Source organism: Novacetimonas sp. GS1 (assembly GCF_036686925.1).
GTDB lineage: Bacteria > Pseudomonadota > Alphaproteobacteria > Acetobacterales > Acetobacteraceae > Novacetimonas > Novacetimonas hansenii.
The window spans coordinates 2,754,748-2,771,022 of record NZ_VSZP01000001.1; the positions used below are offsets into that span (position 1 = coordinate 2,754,748).

16 protein-coding genes are annotated in these 16,275 nt (G+C 61.1%); 7 read left to right on the plus strand and 9 right to left on the minus strand.

The window, feature by feature from the left end; genetic code table 11:
* Positions 1 to 25 precede the first annotated feature (25 nt).
* From FYB92_RS12095 to FYB92_RS12110, 4 genes are read right to left on the minus strand one after another with little or no spacing between them, the layout of a single operon-like run.
* Positions 26 to 787 carry a glycine betaine ABC transporter substrate-binding protein gene (locus tag FYB92_RS12095; RefSeq protein ID WP_062808751.1) on the minus strand — a complete coding sequence of 254 codons (762 nt, stop codon included), beginning with the start codon at positions 785 to 787 and terminating at the stop codon, positions 26 to 28.
* Positions 784 to 906: a hypothetical protein gene (locus FYB92_RS12100; protein WP_332828744.1), complete on the minus strand. Its 123-nt coding sequence runs from the start codon at positions 904 to 906 to the stop codon at positions 784 to 786. Before FYB92_RS12100 ends, FYB92_RS12095 begins: the two co-directional genes overlap by 4 nt.
* Positions 903 to 1,805 (minus strand): Dabb family protein, encoded by a 903-nt coding sequence (locus FYB92_RS12105; RefSeq protein WP_332828745.1) that lies wholly within the window; start codon positions 1,803 to 1,805, stop codon positions 903 to 905. The genes FYB92_RS12100 and FYB92_RS12105 overlap by 4 nt, the downstream gene beginning before the upstream one ends.
* Before the next feature lie 29 nt (positions 1,806 to 1,834).
* Complete coding sequence (locus tag FYB92_RS12110; RefSeq protein ID WP_332828746.1) at positions 1,835 to 2,659, minus strand: ferritin-like domain-containing protein; 825 nt, start codon at positions 2,657 to 2,659, stop codon at positions 1,835 to 1,837.
* 184 nt (positions 2,660 to 2,843) lie between these two features.
* Here FYB92_RS12110 and sucC point away from each other — a divergent pair, with 184 nt between their 5' ends.
* The 7 genes from sucC to FYB92_RS12145 all read left to right on the plus strand — a co-directional run bounded on the left by sucC (position 2,844) and on the right by FYB92_RS12145 (position 9,997).
* Positions 2,844 to 4,046, plus strand: a complete 1,203-nt coding sequence (gene sucC, locus FYB92_RS12115) for an ADP-forming succinate--CoA ligase subunit beta (RefSeq protein ID WP_003618452.1) — start codon at positions 2,844 to 2,846, stop codon at positions 4,044 to 4,046.
* A complete protein-coding gene (sucD, locus tag FYB92_RS12120; protein ID WP_003618449.1) occupies positions 4,046 to 4,918 on the plus strand; it encodes a succinate--CoA ligase subunit alpha in 873 nt (290 codons plus the stop codon). Before sucC ends, sucD begins: the two co-directional genes overlap by 1 nt.
* Before the next feature lie 173 nt (positions 4,919 to 5,091).
* On the plus strand, positions 5,092 to 6,084 hold the full coding sequence (gene bioB / locus FYB92_RS12125; RefSeq protein WP_408902398.1) for a biotin synthase BioB: 993 nt from the start codon (positions 5,092 to 5,094) through the stop codon (positions 6,082 to 6,084).
* A gap of 56 nt (positions 6,085 to 6,140) precedes the next feature.
* On the plus strand, positions 6,141 to 6,776 hold the full coding sequence (gene queE / locus FYB92_RS12130; RefSeq protein ID WP_075632078.1) for a 7-carboxy-7-deazaguanine synthase: 636 nt from the start codon (positions 6,141 to 6,143) through the stop codon (positions 6,774 to 6,776).
* 1 nt (position 6,777) lies between these two features.
* On the plus strand, positions 6,778 to 7,524 hold the full coding sequence (gene queC / locus FYB92_RS12135) for a 7-cyano-7-deazaguanine synthase QueC (RefSeq protein WP_003618445.1): 747 nt from the start codon (positions 6,778 to 6,780) through the stop codon (positions 7,522 to 7,524).
* The gene (locus tag FYB92_RS12140) at positions 7,524 to 8,051 is read left to right on the plus strand and encodes a 6-carboxytetrahydropterin synthase (protein WP_332828748.1); all 528 of its coding nucleotides are present in this window, start codon (positions 7,524 to 7,526) and stop codon (positions 8,049 to 8,051) included. Before queC ends, FYB92_RS12140 begins: the two co-directional genes overlap by 1 nt.
* Before the next feature lie 482 nt (positions 8,052 to 8,533).
* The gene (locus FYB92_RS12145; protein ID WP_075632126.1) at positions 8,534 to 9,997 is read left to right on the plus strand and encodes a SulP family inorganic anion transporter; all 1,464 of its coding nucleotides are present in this window, start codon (positions 8,534 to 8,536) and stop codon (positions 9,995 to 9,997) included.
* A gap of 448 nt (positions 9,998 to 10,445) precedes the next feature.
* On the opposite strand, the gene FYB92_RS12150 is transcribed toward FYB92_RS12145, so the two are convergent.
* From FYB92_RS12150 to FYB92_RS12170, 5 genes are read right to left on the minus strand one after another with little or no spacing between them, the layout of a single operon-like run.
* Entirely contained in the window at positions 10,446 to 11,372 is a 927-nt protein-coding gene (locus FYB92_RS12150) for a hypothetical protein (RefSeq protein ID WP_075632080.1), read from the minus strand.
* Positions 11,369 to 12,325: an MlaD family protein gene (locus FYB92_RS12155; RefSeq protein WP_003618437.1), complete on the minus strand. Its 957-nt coding sequence runs from the start codon at positions 12,323 to 12,325 to the stop codon at positions 11,369 to 11,371. Before FYB92_RS12155 ends, FYB92_RS12150 begins: the two co-directional genes overlap by 4 nt.
* Positions 12,325 to 13,020, minus strand: coding sequence for a hypothetical protein (locus tag FYB92_RS12160; protein ID WP_003618435.1), 696 nt, complete (start codon positions 13,018 to 13,020; stop codon positions 12,325 to 12,327). The genes FYB92_RS12155 and FYB92_RS12160 overlap by 1 nt, the downstream gene beginning before the upstream one ends.
* Before the next feature lie 2 nt (positions 13,021 to 13,022).
* On the minus strand, positions 13,023 to 13,931 hold the full coding sequence (locus FYB92_RS12165) for an ABC transporter permease (RefSeq protein WP_075632081.1): 909 nt from the start codon (positions 13,929 to 13,931) through the stop codon (positions 13,023 to 13,025).
* Positions 13,928 to 16,273 (minus strand): adenylate/guanylate cyclase domain-containing protein, encoded by a 2,346-nt coding sequence (locus FYB92_RS12170; protein ID WP_003618431.1) that lies wholly within the window; start codon positions 16,271 to 16,273, stop codon positions 13,928 to 13,930. The genes FYB92_RS12165 and FYB92_RS12170 overlap by 4 nt, the downstream gene beginning before the upstream one ends.
* Between the last annotated feature and the right edge of the window lie 2 nt (positions 16,274 to 16,275).

Consider the following 16,275-nt stretch of genomic DNA (forward strand, 5'->3'; position numbering starts at 1 on the left):
ACCGCCGGTCACGTCCATCCCGCCCTCAGCGCGGCAGCAGCTTGCCGCGCTGCCAGGCTTCGGCGGCGGCATCTGCGCTCATATCCTCGACCCGCATGGCGTGGTCAAGCGCGCTGACCACCTTGTTACCCAGCGTCAGTTCGTCGAGTTCGTCGAGCATGTCGCTGTCAAGGTCCGCCCGCACCGCACGGCGCACCAGCATCCGCGCCGTCTGCGCCGTGCCCAGCGCGCCCTTGGGGTCCAGCAGCGGCGTCAGGCTGGTGCTGCCATAATGCAGGAAATTCGGCTGCCACAGGGCGATGACCGCCGGTTCGCCGGCCTTGATCGCCTGATCGGCATACTGCATCGCCTCCGCATCAGGGCGGGCCGCAATGGTAAAACCATGTTCCGTCAGGTTATAGGCCGCAACGCCCTGGCGCACCCGGTCCAGAACGGACTGCGCCGCTACGATTTCACGGTTTACATCATGGCCATCCGCGGCCAGTTCGGCGATGGAGGTCAGGCCCGTGGCGGCGGCCGTGGGCAGGTACCAGCCGAATTCAGGCCGATACAGATCGCCAAGCGGTTCCATCCCCAGCGCCGGGTCAAGATAGGCCGCATCCACATCGGGCAGCCATGCGGACACAAACAGGTCGATATCGCCATTACGCATGTGCGCCATCAACGCCTCATGCGTGGCGGGAACATATTCGATTTCCAGCTCATAGGCTTCGAGCACACGCGCGACGGCGGCGGCCGTGGCCTCGTGCAGTGTTTCGTCCAGGTGTCCAAGCGTGACCGATGTCATGCGAATTCTCCATTCTGGCGGGTGCGTTCCTGACGGGCGCACATGATCGGCACACGCGCGACACTCCCGAACCCCGATATGTCAGCCCCCGTCCCGCACGGGCCGGGGGCCATCTTCATCCCTGCTGCTGCGTCATGCCCGGTCGCATGACCGCCGCGCGGCGCGTGCGCTGCGCCTGATGCGCAGGCAGCGCATAATCGAACACCAGCACCCCGATGATATAGGGTGCGGCGAATTTCTTGAACGCTTCGTGCGCAGGATCGAAATAGGCAGGATCGCTGACCACCGGCTTTCCAACATAGTAATTGCGATCACCTTCGGAATTGAAGGTCACGACAAACCCCTGCCCAAAGCCCTGATCCACGCCCTCACCACTCATCTGCACGCCGGTCTCGATATCTGCGATGACCTGCTGCCCATTGTCACGCCGCGATACCTGCCCCAACGCCATGAACCTGCGCACGACTTCCGCGCGCTGGGCATCGGTGATGGTCGGCAAGAAGCGCATCAGCACGATATGGCGGACCTTGCCGGGATGGAAATCGGGCGCGGTAAAGGCCCGCAGCCCGATCTGCGCCGCCTGCAGGCGCACCGCCCGTGCTTCCTCCCCCAGTTCGGGGGCCGCGGGGCCACCAACGGGCAAGGGGCCGGTCGGCACGGCGGGCCCAGGCGCGGGCACAGGCACAGGCACAGGCCGTGCCGCGACAGCCGGGGCAGACACGCCAGCCAACACACCGCCGGACATGCCTGCTGTGGCACCTGCGGATTGCGCAGCGGGAGCGGTGGCAGCCACAGCCTCAGGCGCCGCCACAGGGACAGATACGCCCGGCACAGGCGTCATAGGAGCATGCGCGGCGGCAGAAGTCTCCGGCGCATCGGCGTGGGCCTGCGCAAGGGGGGCGATCACCGGAACCCCGCCGGACAGGATCGCGCCAGACAGGACCACGCCCAGCACAAGGCGCGGGGCCATGCCCGCCACCGACCCGCGTTCCGCCATGCGCCGATACCTTACCGTCATCCCGTCCCTGTCCCTTCTTGCCATGCGCCTCAGGTGGCCTCCGCCATGCGGGCAAATCTTTTCTGCTGCAATTTCAGCAGCCAGTAAAACACGCGTGCAATGACCGCATGAAGCCTTCCATGCGGGGTCCAGCCTATCGTCTTGAGGATCATGCCCGTCACGCGGTTGGTATGGCGCGGCTGATAGACCTTGAGCGCGCGTGACATATACGCCGCAATACAGCGGCGATGGTCATAGGGCTGCCCCGGCGCTTCATTGGTGGTGTGATAGGCGGAGGCAAGTTCGTCATCCTCGCTTTCGCCCACACGGCCAATCGCAATGCGCGCACGCTGCCATACACCAAGCTTCTCGCGCTTCAGATAACGGTGCATATGGTCATAAAACAGCTTGAAATGACGGTATTCATCGGCGGCGATCTGCTTGCACACCGCCTTGAGCACGGGCTCCTGCGTTGCATCGGCCAGCGCGGTATAAAAAGAAGACGTCCCCGTCTCCACCATACATCGCGCGATCAGTTCCCCTGTGCGCGATCCCCGGATGGAGGTATCGACATCAAGATCCAGCCGATACGAGTCCCGGTAGCGTTCAAAGGCATGCATGTAATCCCATGACGGGTCCGCCAGCATCGCCCACCGGCCCAGCGCATCGCCATGCTGCACCTCCTCATGCGCCCACCTGTCGGCCGCCTGGCGAAAATCGGGATCATCCGCAAAAACGTTTTTCAGATATGCGGCGTAATCAACTCCGTTACGCTCCACCACCGACGCGGCCTTGACGAGGGGAATGATCTCCGGATTTACCAGTGACGGGTCAAACCCGTCCCAGTCCATCTGTTCAATGCGCCAGTGTTTCATCGCAATCCGTTACTCTCGCATAAACTCCGTCAGCCCCACCGGGACATGTCATTACGCCGCACGACATGGCACATGTTTCGCCATTACGCCAAGCCCGCGTATCATGGATCGTTGTAAAACCACGCATGGATCGTGTACGCCTCATTACGCATACAACAAGAAAAACGACAGATTGGGTCGCAACATGAACATTCACGAATATCAGGCCAAGGCGCTGCTGCGTTCGTTCGGCATGCCCGTGCCTGACGGTCGTGTCGCCACCTCTGCCGAAGATGCGGTCAGCGCCGCGCGCGAGCTTGCGGCGCCCCTGACCGTGGTCAAGGCGCAGATCCACGCAGGCGGCCGTGGCGCGGGCCATTTCGCCGGCGCCGGGGACGACAGGGGGGGCGTACGCCTGGCACGCACGGCCGAAGAGGCCGGGCATGCGGCCCGCGCCATGCTGGAACGCACGCTGGTCACGAAACAGACCGGGCCGCAGGGCAGGATTGTGCGCAAGGTATACATCGAATCGGGTTGTGACATCGCGCGTGAACTCTACCTCTCCCTCCTTGTCGACCGGGCCAATGGCCGCATCGCCGTGGTCGCGTCGTCCGAAGGCGGCATGGAGATCGAGGAAGTCGCCGCAGCCCACCCCGAACGTATCCTCAAGGCTGTGATCGACCCGGCCCTTGGCCTTTGCGATTACCAGTCGCGCGACCTTGCGGTGAAACTCGACCTGACGGGACGTTCCATCCGCGCGTTCCAAAATGTCGTGCGCGCCGCCTATGACGCGTTCTGCGGGCTTGATGCCGCCATCGTGGAAATCAACCCCCTGATCGTCACCGGATCGGGCGACCTTCTGGCGCTCGACGCCAAGATGTCCTTTGATGACAGCGCGCTTTACCGCCACCCCCACCTTGCCGAACTGCGTGACGAGGATGAGGAAGACCCGCGTGAGCGGGAGGCCGCGCGCCACGGGCTGGCATATGTCGGGCTCGACGGGTCGATCGGCTGCATGGTCAACGGCGCGGGCCTGGCGATGGCGACGATGGACATCATCAAGATGGAAGGCGAATCGCCTGCCAACTTCCTTGATGTCGGCGGCGGGGCGACGACGGAACGCGTGGCCGCGGCCTTTCGCATCCTGATGTCGGACCGCAACGTGCGCGGTATCCTGGTCAACATCTTTGGCGGCATCATGCGCTGCGACGTGATCGCAGAGGCCATCATCGCCGCATCGCGTGACACCGGCCTGAACGTGCCGCTGGTGGTGCGCCTTGCGGGCACCAACGTCGAACGCGGGCGCGCCCTTCTGGCCGAATCCGGCCTGACCATCATTCCCGCCGACGACCTGGGCGATGCCGCCCGCAAGATCGTCGCAGCCGTTCGCACCGCCGGAGCAGCCTGATGTCCATTCTTGTCAACAGTTCAACCAAGGTCATTACACAGGGCTTCACCGGCGCACAGGGTACGTTCCATACCGAACAGGCCATCGCCTATGGCACCCGCATGGTTGGCGGTGTCACGCCCGGCAAGGGCGGGGAAGTCCATCTGGGCCTGCCGGTATTCGACACGGTGGCCCAGGCGCGCGAGGCAACCGGCGCCGACGCCTCGGTCATCTATGTGCCGCCCGCCGGTGCGGCCGATGCGATACTGGAGGCGATTGCGGCTGAAATCCCGCTGATCGTGTGTATCACCGAAGGTATTCCCGTCCTGGACATGGTGCGGGTGCGCATGGCGCTGGAACGTTCATCAAGCCTGCTGGTCGGCCCGAACTGCCCCGGTGTCATCACGCCCGGTGAATGCAAGATCGGGATCATGCCCGGCCCCATCCACCGCCGTGGCCATGTGGGCATCGTCTCGCGCTCCGGCACGCTGACATACGAAGCCGTGGCCCAGACCTCGGCCATCGGGCAGGGGCAGAGCACCTGCGTCGGCATTGGCGGCGACCCGGTCAAGGGTATGGATTTCACCGATGTGCTGGAACGCCTGATCGCGGACCCCGACACCCATTCGATCGTCATGATCGGTGAAATCGGCGGCACATCGGAAATCGAGGGCGCGGAACTGATCCGTGCAAGCGGCACGAAAAAGCCGGTCGTCGGCTTCATCGCCGGGGCGACCGCACCACCGGGCCGCCGGATGGGCCATGCGGGCGCGGTCATCACGGGGGGGCACGAAACCGCCGCCGCCAAGATCGAGGCCATGCGCGAGGCCGGTATCCATATCAGCGCAAGCCCGGCAGAGCTGGGCACCACGCTGGCGCGTATCCTGGGCTGACACCCCACGGGGGACGCATGGGCGTCCCCCACACCGGCCACACGCCAAAAAATATCCGGCACCGCCGCGCAGTCCGTGACAAGGAACGGCATTGTATGGCAGATGCTGCTTTTCATAACCCCTGAACCGTCCGAGGATCCCGCCAGATGTCCGATGGCATTATCGCGGCCACCATGCCGCATGCGACCACAACGCCGGTCCCGCCGCCGCCATCAATCAGGACCGACTGGACCCGCGACGAGGTCGCAGCCCTGATTGCCCTGCCATTCCCTGAACTGCTGTTTCGCGCGCAGGCGGTCCATCGCGAACATTTCGACCCGACGGAAATGCAGATTTCCACCCTGCTGTCGATCAAGACAGGCGGCTGTCCCGAGGACTGCGCCTACTGTCCGCAAAGCGCCCTGCACGAGGATGGCGGCGTCAAGGCCAGCCGCCTGATGGCCGTGGAAACCGTCATGAAGGAAGCCCGCGCCGCGCGTGACGCGGGGGCTGCGCGTTTCTGCATGGGGGCGGCATGGCGTTCGCCCAAGGAACATGATCTGGAAACCGTGTGCGCCATGGTCGAAGGCGTGAAAAGCCTGGGCATGGAAACCTGCGTGACGCTGGGGATGCTCGACAATGCACAGGCGCACCGCCTGCGTGACGCGGGGCTGGATTACTATAACCACAACCTCGACACCTCCCCTGAATATTATGGGGAGATCATCAGCACCCGCACCTATCAGGACCGTCTGGATACGTTGTCGAACGTGCGCGATGCGGGCATCAATGTCTGCTGTGGCGGGATTGTCGGCATGGGCGAGGACGAAAACGACCGCGCGGGCCTGATCGCGACACTGGCAAGCATGCCGCGACATCCCGAAAGCGTGCCGATCAACATGCTTGTCCGTGTCGAGGGCACGCCATTGGCGGCGAAGGACACCGATACAGTCGATCCCATCGAATTCGTGCGCATCATCGCCGCCGCGCGCATCACCATGCCCACCAGCCGTGTCCGCCTGGCCGCGGGACGCGAGGACATGAATGACGAGGCACAGACGCTGTGTTTCCTCGCGGGGGCGAACTCCATTTTTTATGGCGAGAAACTGTTGACCACGCCCAACCCTGCCGCCAGCCGCGACATGCGCCTGCTGCAACGGCTGGGCATGCATACGTCCGGCGCCTGAACGGCCCCGTCCACCCGCCTCCTTGCATCTGCGTCCATACAAGGTCACGTCGCATCATGTCCTATACGGTAAAGGAGATATTTCCCACATTGCAGGGGGAAGGCAGCCAGGCCGGCCGGGCTGCTGTCTTCTGCCGCTTTGCGGGCTGCAACCTGTGGTCTGGCCGCGAAATTGACCGTGACGACGCGACGTGCCGGTTCTGTGACACGGACTTTATCGGCACGGATGGCATGGGGGGCGGGCGTTTTGCCGATGCCGCGTCGCTGGCCGATGCGATTGCCGCCGCATGGCCGGCCGCATCGCGCAGGGACGCCTTTGTCGTCTTTACGGGGGGGGAGCCCCTGCTACAGCTTGATGCCGCGCTGGTTGCGGCGATGCATGCGCGGGGGTTTTTCATTGCCGTGGAAACCAACGGGACCATACGCGCGCCCGACGGGATCGACTGGATCTGCATGAGCCCCAAGGCAGGGGCGCCCCTGGTGCAGACGTCAGGGCATGAACTCAAACTGGTCTTTCCACAGCCTGACCTGATGCCCGAACAGGTGGCTGGGCTGGATTTCGCACAATTCTGGCTGCAACCGATGGATGGCCCGGAACGTGTGTCCAATACCGGCCGCGCCGTGGAGTATTGCATGGCGCATCCGCAATGGCGGCTTTCGTTGCAGACACACAAGCTGATCGGGATTCCCTGACATGACCATTCCCGCAACTTCCGCCGCCGGGCCATCGGGTGACAGCGCGCTTGTCGTCTTTTCGGGCGGTCAGGATTCGGCAACCTGTCTGGCATGGGCGCTATCGCGCTTTGCGCATGTCGAAACGCTGGGCTTCGATTACGGGCAGCGCCACAGTGTCGAACTGTCCTGCCGCGCGGCGCTGCGTGACGGGATGGCGCGGCTTGACCCCGCATGGGCGGCGCGGCTTGGCCCGGACCATACACTCTCGCTTGACGCGCTGGGCGCGGTCTCGGATACGGCCCTGACGCGCGAGGCCGAGATTACATTGGGGGAAAACGGGCTGCCCACGACATTCGTGCCGGGACGCAATATCATTTTCCTGACCTTTGCCGCCGCTCTTGCCGCGCGCCGCAACGCGCGCCACATCGTCACCGGCGTGTGCGAGACGGATTATTCAGGCTATCCCGACTGTCGCGACGATACGATCAAGGCATTGCAGGTGACACTCAACCTCGGCATGGCCAGCCGACTGGTGCTGCATACGCCGCTGATGTGGATCGACAAGGCACAGACATGGCTGATGGCCCAGGAACTGGGCGGCGATGCGCTGGTCGGGTTGATCAATCGTGAAAGCCATAGCTGCTACCTCGGCACACGCGGGGTCATGCATCCATGGGGGCATGGGTGCGGCACATGCCCCGCCTGCCAGTTGCGACGCGCGGGGTGGGAACGTTTCAGGGCCATGACACAGGGCCATGACATCTGATGCTTGAACTGGTCTTTACCCGACGTTTCTGCATGGCGCACCGGCTGCTGTCGGGGGAAAGCGAGCGTTGCACCGTGCCCCATGGGCATAATGAATATGTCCGTGTAACCCTGCGCCCGACCCGTCCCGATCGCCTTGATGGGACGCAGAACATGGTCGTCCCCTTCCACCGTGCCAAGGGGACATGGCATGCCTTTGTCGATAACAGCCTCGACCACGCCTTCCAGCTTGGCGAGGGCGATCCGCTGCTGTCATGGTTCCGCGCGCATGAACCCGAACGCGCAGGCCGGATTGTCGTCACCCCCGGTGATCCCACGACAGAGTTGATGGCGTGCCTGATGATGGCAAAGCTCAATGCCTTTCTGCATGCCGATGGGGATCTGCTGACCTGTGCGGAAATTGTGCTTGAGGAAACGCCAACCAATACCGTGCGCTATGCTGGTGATCCGCTGCTGATGTTACCCACCCCCCGCCCACCGCAGGAATGCTGGTGGCGACGCGCGGATATGAGCATTGCGGACACCTGAATAGAATTCACGACAACTGACTGGAATTATTATATTTTCTCACACGACATTATAATATCATTGCGTTTTTAATCCAGAAGCTAAGCGGATGCTTGATTTCCCGTGACGCTTCTCCTCCCGCCAAGGCATGGCATCCGATCGTTTCTTCGTTTAAAGACTGTTTGAAAAGTCAGGCTTTATAACATACTGAAATTATAAAGGTTTTTTGGTGAATCTTTTTCCAAGAAGCTTCAGAAGACGCCGCCTTTTTGAAAAAAGGCGGCACCCAAAAACTTTTCTTGTTTTTTATCAATGATTTGTTTTCAAACACTCTTTTACCGGCAAGTAGCGGATTGAAAACTTCCCCGACCCGTTCCACCGACCTGTTATGATCTGCGCAATCCTGTGCATTTTATGACCCGACCCTGCAGGCACAGCGGGCATGACGCATGCACGGGCATGGAGGCGCACGCACCTGCATCGACCACAATGGAAATGAACGGATGAATGGACTGATACATTATCGCGACGAATGGTTTGGCAACATACGGCGCGACATCCTTGCAGGAATGGTGGGGACTTTTGCGCTGATCCCCGAAGTGATTGCCTTTTCCTTTGTCGCAGGTGTCGATCCAGAGGTGGGGTTATATGCCTCCTTCGTCATCAGCGTGGTCATCGCCTTTGCCGGGGGGCGGCCAGGCATGATTTCCGGGGCGGCCGGGTCCGTCGCACTGGTGGCGGCAGCACTGGTGCGGGGACATGGGGTGCAATACTTGCTGGCCGCTACACTGCTGGCTGGCCTGTTTCAGGTGATCTTTGGCCTGCTGCGACTACATGTCCTGATGCGCTATGTCTCACGTCCAGTACGAACCGGTTTCGTCAATGCGTTGGCGATCCTGATCTTTTCCGCGCAGCTTCCGCATATGATGCATGTCTCGTGGCATACTTACGCCATGATCGCACTGGGTCTTGCCATTATCTATGGCGTGCCGAAATTCTTTACCGCCATTCCCTCCCCCCTTATCTGCATCGTGATCCTCAGTGCGATCGCGGCATGCTTTCCCATGCCGCTGCATACGGTGGCGGACCTTGGACGCCTGCCCGACAGCCTGCCGCATCTTGTCTGGCCCGATATCCCCTTCAGCGGCGCGACATTGGGGATCATTGCCCCCTATGCCCTCGCCATGGCGACGGTGGGCGTGCTGGAATCCATGATGACCGCCAGCGTTGTCGATGACATCACCGAAACCCACAGCAACAAGCGCATGGAATGCACCGGCCTTGGCATCGCCAACATCGCCGTGGGCCTGTTTGGTGGCATTGCGGGATGTGGCATGATCGGACAGACCGTGGGCAACCTGCGTTATGGCGGACGGGGACGGCTTTCAACCTTTGTCGCTGGCGCATTCCTGCTGCTGTTGATGGTGGCGCTGCGCCCGTGGGTGGCGCGGGTGCCGGTGGCAGCACTGGTGGCCATCATGATCATGGTTTCCGCCAGCACATTTTCATGGTCGTCGCTGCGTGACCTGCTGCACCATCCACGCCTGTCAAGTACGGTCATGGTGCTGACGGTGGCGGTCGTCGTCACCACCCATGACCTTGCGGCAGGTGTGCTCGCAGGGGTACTCCTCAATGGCGTGTTCTTCGCCTTTCAGGTGTCGAAGATGCTTGATATCCGCAGCACCTGCGATGCCACACAGGATATCCGCACCTATGTCGTCACGGGTCAGGTCTTCTTTGCTTCCGCCGACAGTTTCACCGATGCCTTCGACATACGCGACAATGTCCGGCATGTCCGGATCGACCTGCGACAGGCACATCTGTGGGATATGACGGCAGTCGGTGCGCTGGAAAATATCGTCGGAAAAATGCGCCAGAATGGTATGACGGTGGAGGTCATCGGGCTGAATGCCGCCAGCGCCACACTGGTCAACCGCCATTCCAGTATTGAAGTCACGGCACAATAAGCAGGCCGGTCATGGACTTTGAAACAAACCAAACCCCATCACAGGATTTTTGAAACAACCCGTCCATAAGGAATGACAGACTTCCTGAGCAGGGCTTTTTTCAAAGACGTTTGAAACAAAGCCCTGTCAAAAAATTCATCCAACGGGTTAATGGACCTGTATTTTCAAGCCGCCGAGAATTTCAGGACACCATATTTCTGCGACAAGACGGTGCCCGGTGATCTGTCCTGAAAAGCCACCGCTGGAGACTGCGTTCCCCTTTATGCCTGTTGGTCAGGAAACAGTCCTTTAAAGATTGTTTGAAAACAAGTCATTGATAAAAAAGAAAAGTTTTTGGGTGCTGCCTTTTTTCAAAAAAGCAGCGTCTGCTGAAGCTTTTTAGAAAAAGCTTCACCAAAAACCTTTATAATTTCAGGGTGTTACCGATCCTGACTTTTCAAACAGTCTCTTATTTCTGTGTAACAGCGCCAGTGGCAGTGGCAGCCGCCTTGGGCTGGGTTGTGCTGTCATTCGCAGGGGAAGCAAACGGGTCCGGCATGTTAAGAGTTCCAGCCAGCTTGCGCCACGCATCGGCATTCTGCGTATCGCCTTCCTTCTGCGCGCTCTGGCTGGCACGCAGATACAGCGCTGCCGCCTGCGATGCATTGCCCACCTGCCCCGCCGCACGCGCGGCCACACTCAGCCCACGGGCCATATCGCGATATTCCACATGCGTCTGCCGGGCGGCAACCGCCTGCATCGCGTCCTGATACGCCGTCTGCGCATTCCCACCATCGGCAAGCAACCTGCGCGCCGTGATTTCCTGCGCATCCGCCAGCCATGACCATGCCGCAGTTTTCGGCAGTTGGGTAAAATAGGCCGCAACCTTATCCAGCGTCGCCCGGTCCCCCCGGGCATCGGCAATAATACCCGACAAAAGCTGCGCCTTCTCCACAATCGCGGAATCAGACGCGCGCGCGGCCGATGTCGCGCTGTTCGCGGCCTCATCAAAACGGTCAAGCCGGTAAAGCGCACCGGCCTGCACAAGGTCGAGCCCCGTATCATCGGACTGCGCCCCACGCACAGACAGCGCGGCACGGGTAGAGGCAATGGTGGTCAGGGCATCCTGTGGGCGATTTTCATCAAGCTGCACAACCGCAAGGTTATAGCCCGCATCCCCGATGGCGGCGACATCATCGCGCGCCAGCGCCCGGACACCTGCGGCACGGTACTGTCCCTCCGCCACCGACAGCCGGCCAAGGTCCACCGCGTCACGCCCTGTCTCCATATCCTGTGACAGGGTACCGTCGGTCGGGGCTGCGACCTTTCCCCCGCCCCCGCAACCGGCAAGCACGAGGACCATGGCAACCGATGCCAGATAAGTTGCACGCATCATGGCTGCACCTTCCGCGGAGAGAGCCGGCCATGCGTCTTCGCAGGCGTGCCATGACCACCCAGCAGCCACATGCCGCGCAACTGGTCCACAAGCTGTTGCAGGCTGTGTGCTGTTGTCTGCGCCTGCACCAGAAGCACCGGAAGCTGCTGGCTGGCATCGTTGAGGTTCTTGGTAATGGCCGGAAGCTGGGGCGATGCGTTGCGCAGGTCGCCCGTTGCCTTCTGCACGTTGGCCATGCTGGCATCGGCTTTTTTCATGACGTTCGCCAATTGCCCCTCGATGGGCGTAAGCTGCGAAATCGTGGCATTCAGGGTGGTGATCGTCGTTTCCGCCTGACGGATCAGGTCGTCATTGGTCATCAGGCGGCCAACAGATCCCTTGCCCGCATGCATGTCCGTAATCGTGGCGTCCATCGTCGCCATCATATGCTGCGCATTGTCCAGCACAGGCATGATACGCGCCCGGATGTCGGCAAAGGTCTGGGTGATCGTATCCGCCGGATTGGGGGCGTTCGTCGCATTCAGGACAGCATAGCTCCAGTCCAGCTTGTCACCCGTGCCACGGGAGATATCAATATAGCTTGCCCCAGCCACCACGAACTGCCGCCGGATCACGGCGGCGCTGTCACGGCGGATATAGGGTTCGATGTCAGGATCAATTTCGGCAATCGCATACATACCTCCAGACGGATTGATCCGCACCCGGCGGATCGTACCGGCATGAATGCCCATCACCTCCAGGTTGTCACCCACCGACAGGCCGCCCACACCATTTTCAGGCAGGACAATCCGCAGCCGCCCCGCCGGCGTCAGCCAGCTTCGCAGGACACCGGCCTCCAGCACCGCGCCGAACAGGATCAGCAGTGAAAAAAGAACAAGAACACCAACCCATTCATCCGCATAGCGGACACGGACAAGCTGACGGATTCCATAGGATTGCTGTTTCTGTGCCATTATATCACCCGCATGGGGAAAAGACCTTCATCAAGAAGGCGCATGTGAATGTTCACCGCCTTGCGATAGACACTCCATGACGAGGTATGCCGCGCAAGCCAGACCACACCGCATCCCCGGTCGCGCGCCGCGGTCAGGGTCTCTAGAAACGGAAGCACCATTTCCGCTGGCAGCATATCGGATATATCCTCCAGAACAAGCAGGTCGGGCCGCCCCATGAAAGCCCTGACGCATGCCGCCCGCGCAAGGTCCGCGGTGGACAGGTGGTCGGGCGTGCTGATCGGCAGGCCGGGGAAACCAAATCTTTCCCCCAGGACCGTGGCCGCCGCGACGACATCCTCCAACGCGTCCGTGGTGTGGTAAAGTTCCTGCATCATGATGTTCAGGTGGGTGCCAAGCATGTTGATCCACCCCCCCGCGCGCGGGATGCGCCCGATACGCCCACGCAGGGCATTAAGCTGCCGGTCCGCAAGCGTGCCCCAGTCCAGCCCCATGAACCTGCATGTCCCCTGCGACAGCGAAATCATGCCCGAACACAGGTCCGCGAACATCGCGGCACGCCCGGCATCGCGACAGTCGATCACCGCGCAGTCACCAGGCATCAGCCGGAAATCATAGGGTACGGGCATCAGTCCCGTTTCCTCGAACGAGGGAACGACCTGACGCAGTTCCAGAAGGGGAGCGTTTGCCACCATCGTCAGAAATCCAGCATGAACAGGATGTTGACCACCATGATGAGCATGATGCCACGGGCGAAACCACGCGGCATCAATGTCGCGATCGTATCATTATTGCTGACGGTCAGGCCGGAAATACATGCCCCCAGCCCGACAAAAAAGCCAACGAGCAGGAATTTGAGCGGGATAATCAGATAATCCCACGTCGTCATCGCCGCCAGCACGTTAAAGAAGAACGTCCATACAGAGGAATTGATCGCCCCCGTCGCGTGCGCGACAAAGAAGCCCATCAGCAGGGACACCACCGCAAAGATTATCCCCAGCGAAAAACCACCAACCATGAAGGCAAAGGCGCGCGGCATCACCAGTGTCAGGAACGGGTCGAGGCCACGGGCCTGCATGGTCCGTACCTGCCCATTGAGCACCATCAGCCCGATTTGCGTCAGTGACAGCATGCCGCTGCGGCCCAGCAGGATGATCCCCATCAGGATGGGGGTGATTTCACGCACAAGGACAGAGACGAGGATCGAGCCCGTCATCTGCGCCATCCCGGCGAAACCCAGCCAGTACGCCGCCTGCGACACCACCATCAGGCCCGCAAGCGTGGCGGTAACGACCGTGCTGATCAGCCCCCCGGCGATAACCTGCCGCAGGCAACTGCGGAATTCAAAAACAACCGGCCTGCGCCACGCATTGGGACGCAGGCTTTCACGCAGGGTCCCCCATCCCGCCCCCACCAGCATGAGGGTAAAGCGCACCTGATGGCGCACGAAACGCCCGATCGCAGCAAGCCATGGCGCAACCCGCAGCAGGAAGCGTGTCACCGGCGGCGGCGCGGATGGCGCGTCAGGCGCCGCCGTCCTACCTGGCGCGGGCGTGGCCGATGGCCCCGCTGTCACCTCATGGAGTTTGGGATCGTTCGGGGTCATCGCCGTCCGGCCAGCACATATGTCCGCGTCAGCCCCAGACCCGGCACGAAGAAACGTCCACGTTCACGGAACAGGAACGACTGACGCAGGCTGAGGTACATTTCCTCCGTCACCTGGATCGTGCCCGCATCGGGCGCGCCCTGCGCCATCAGTTCGGCCATGCCCATGGCATCCCCCCACAGGTTGAATACCCGTGGTTCCTGCCCCAGCAGCCCGCCAAAGACCGGCCCGACATCAATACCGATGCGGAAAACCGGGTCGAGGTCAGCCTTCGCCAGCATCGACATCGTCACTTCACGCATCGAAAGCGCTGCATTCGCCATCCGCTGCGGCGCGCTTTTGTCCGGGGTCTTGGAACACCCGGCCACGCATACCAGCCGGTGGCCCAGCATACGGATCGAATACAGCCCGTAATGATGCGCGATCTGTTGAAGCTGCTGCGCCATTGCATCAATCAGCTTCAGATTTTCCGACGGGTCATTCTGCGACGTCAGCACCATATCCGACAGGCTGATGACCATGATCGCCACGGCGGGATAGAACCCTTCAAGCTTGGAAGGATCAACATCGAGCGGATAGGCACCATCAACCTTCAGCGAACCCGGCGGCACGAGGAAGCCCTGGCTGGCGTCGGGGGCTTCTTCTTCCACCTTCTCATTCTCGGCGAGTTCGGCGCGCGCGGCCTCGACCGCCGAATAATGCTGCGCGGAGAAGCGGGTCGCAGCGATACCCGCGATCATGTCCACAAAATGCGTCACCAGCGCGGCCTGCGGCGCATCCTCCAGCGTGATGACACCCACAGGTCCATTCGCCCCAAGGATCGGGCCAAGGAACAGGCTGTGGCTTCCCATCGAACGCATGTAAAGACGATAGAAATTGGCCGTCCGCTCATCCGTGGACGCATCGGCAACCAGCAGTGAATCCCCATGGGATACCGCATCGAAAAATGTCTTGAGTTCGCTGGTGGACAGTTCGAACCCACCGGAATGGGCATCTTGCTGGCGGTCATATGAATCGATGCACATCAGCGTGGCGCCATCATGCAAGATGCGCCATATCCCCGCACGCCGCGCCTGTGACAGGTCCACCAGGCTTTCCGTCAGGATCAGCGCATCATCAGACGGATTGAACAATTCGGGATAGGACGCGACCGTCTGCAGCGAATGGCTTTCGTAATTGGAAATCGCGCGGAAACGTTCAAGGTCATGCTGCACATGTTCCGTCTTGCGTCCCTGCCGGAACAACAGCACCGCAAGGATGGAGGACATGATGACGACAAGGAACGCAAAGAACAGGTTCTGCCGTCCGTCGGCCTTGGCAAACTGCGCGAAATCGCTTTCGGGGGCGACAAGCATCAGCACCCAGTTCTGCGACGCAAGCGGCACCGGCGACAGCATGGTGATATAGTTCTGCCCCTTGTTGCGCAGGGTGCGTGTGCCATAACTGTGGACGCGGTACTGGTCGAATGCCTTGGACATCACCGGGTAATGCACCGGGTCCAGCAGCATCTTTTCCGGATCGCCGTGGGCTGCGACCTCGATCTCATGCATCTTGTGGCCCGCCAGCACATGTCCCGACTGGTCCAGCAGGACACCATGCCCGCTCTGCCCGATCTTCAGCGCATCGAGGAAGTCCGTCAGATGGCTGAGTGACATATTGATGGCATAGACATAGGTCTTGCCACTTGCGGTGGTGTAGGGCATGCCCGCCGAAATCGCCATCTGCTTGGTAACTTCGACGATATAGGGCGGGGTCCAGACCATCTTTCCCGCCTTGACCGCCTGCTGGTACCAGACATGAAGGCGCGGGTCGTAACCATTGGCCTTGGTCTTCTGCTCACTGACAAGCTTGCCGTTATCATCGAAGATATGATGGACGAACGTGGCGTCGGGCGTGCCCTTGTTCTGCAGCGATATCTGCTCCAGCCCCTTATTGTCGGGACCACGCTGCACCAGGCTGAAATTGCCGTCGCTGTCGGCAAGGTAGTATGACTGGATCTGCGGCACGTTGCGCAGCATGCTGCTGCTGTAGCCGTAAAAGATCTTGTCTTCGACCGTGGGATTGCCGTGCATCAGCATATCGCGCGCGATCACCGCCCCGGCGGAGGCCGGTGCGAGGAAGTTGTTCACTTCATTCCCGACATATTCCTGCTGGCTCAGCAGCAGGCTGTGGGTCAGGCTTAGCGCCCCGTTACGCACCGTGCGATAGGAGTGCCAGCCAACACCGGCAATCACGGCAATGACCATCAGGACCCCCGCGACGGGAATCCCAACATGGGTGACAAAACGCCTGAACTGGTCGGAAGGGGCAACCGAGGGATCGACAATCTCGTCCGGGGACACTG

Coding starts and splice junctions, on each gene's coding strand:
- FYB92_RS12140 (WP_332828748.1), top strand. CDS start 7,524: ATGCTTGAACTGGTCTTTACCCGACGTTTCTGCATGGCGCACCGGCTG.
- FYB92_RS12165 (WP_075632081.1), bottom strand. CDS start 13,931: ATGACCCCGAACGATCCCAAACTCCATGAGGTGACAGCGGGGCCATCG.
- sucC (WP_003618452.1), top strand. CDS start 2,844: ATGAACATTCACGAATATCAGGCCAAGGCGCTGCTGCGTTCGTTCGGC.
- bioB (WP_408902398.1), top strand. CDS start 5,092: ATGCCGCATGCGACCACAACGCCGGTCCCGCCGCCGCCATCAATCAGG.
- FYB92_RS12095 (WP_062808751.1), bottom strand. CDS start 787: ATGACATCGGTCACGCTTGGACACCTGGACGAAACACTGCACGAGGCC.
- queC (WP_003618445.1), top strand. CDS start 6,778: ATGACCATTCCCGCAACTTCCGCCGCCGGGCCATCGGGTGACAGCGCG.
- FYB92_RS12105 (WP_332828745.1), bottom strand. CDS start 1,805: ATGACGGTAAGGTATCGGCGCATGGCGGAACGCGGGTCGGTGGCGGGC.
- sucD (WP_003618449.1), top strand. CDS start 4,046: ATGTCCATTCTTGTCAACAGTTCAACCAAGGTCATTACACAGGGCTTC.
- queE (WP_075632078.1), top strand. CDS start 6,141: ATGTCCTATACGGTAAAGGAGATATTTCCCACATTGCAGGGGGAAGGC.
- FYB92_RS12160 (WP_003618435.1), bottom strand. CDS start 13,020: ATGGTGGCAAACGCTCCCCTTCTGGAACTGCGTCAGGTCGTTCCCTCG.
- FYB92_RS12150 (WP_075632080.1), bottom strand. CDS start 11,372: ATGATGCGTGCAACTTATCTGGCATCGGTTGCCATGGTCCTCGTGCTT.
- FYB92_RS12100 (WP_332828744.1), bottom strand. CDS start 906: ATGAAGATGGCCCCCGGCCCGTGCGGGACGGGGGCTGACATATCGGGG.
- FYB92_RS12145 (WP_075632126.1), top strand. CDS start 8,534: ATGAATGGACTGATACATTATCGCGACGAATGGTTTGGCAACATACGG.
- FYB92_RS12155 (WP_003618437.1), bottom strand. CDS start 12,325: ATGGCACAGAAACAGCAATCCTATGGAATCCGTCAGCTTGTCCGTGTC.
- FYB92_RS12110 (WP_332828746.1), bottom strand. CDS start 2,659: ATGAAACACTGGCGCATTGAACAGATGGACTGGGACGGGTTTGACCCG.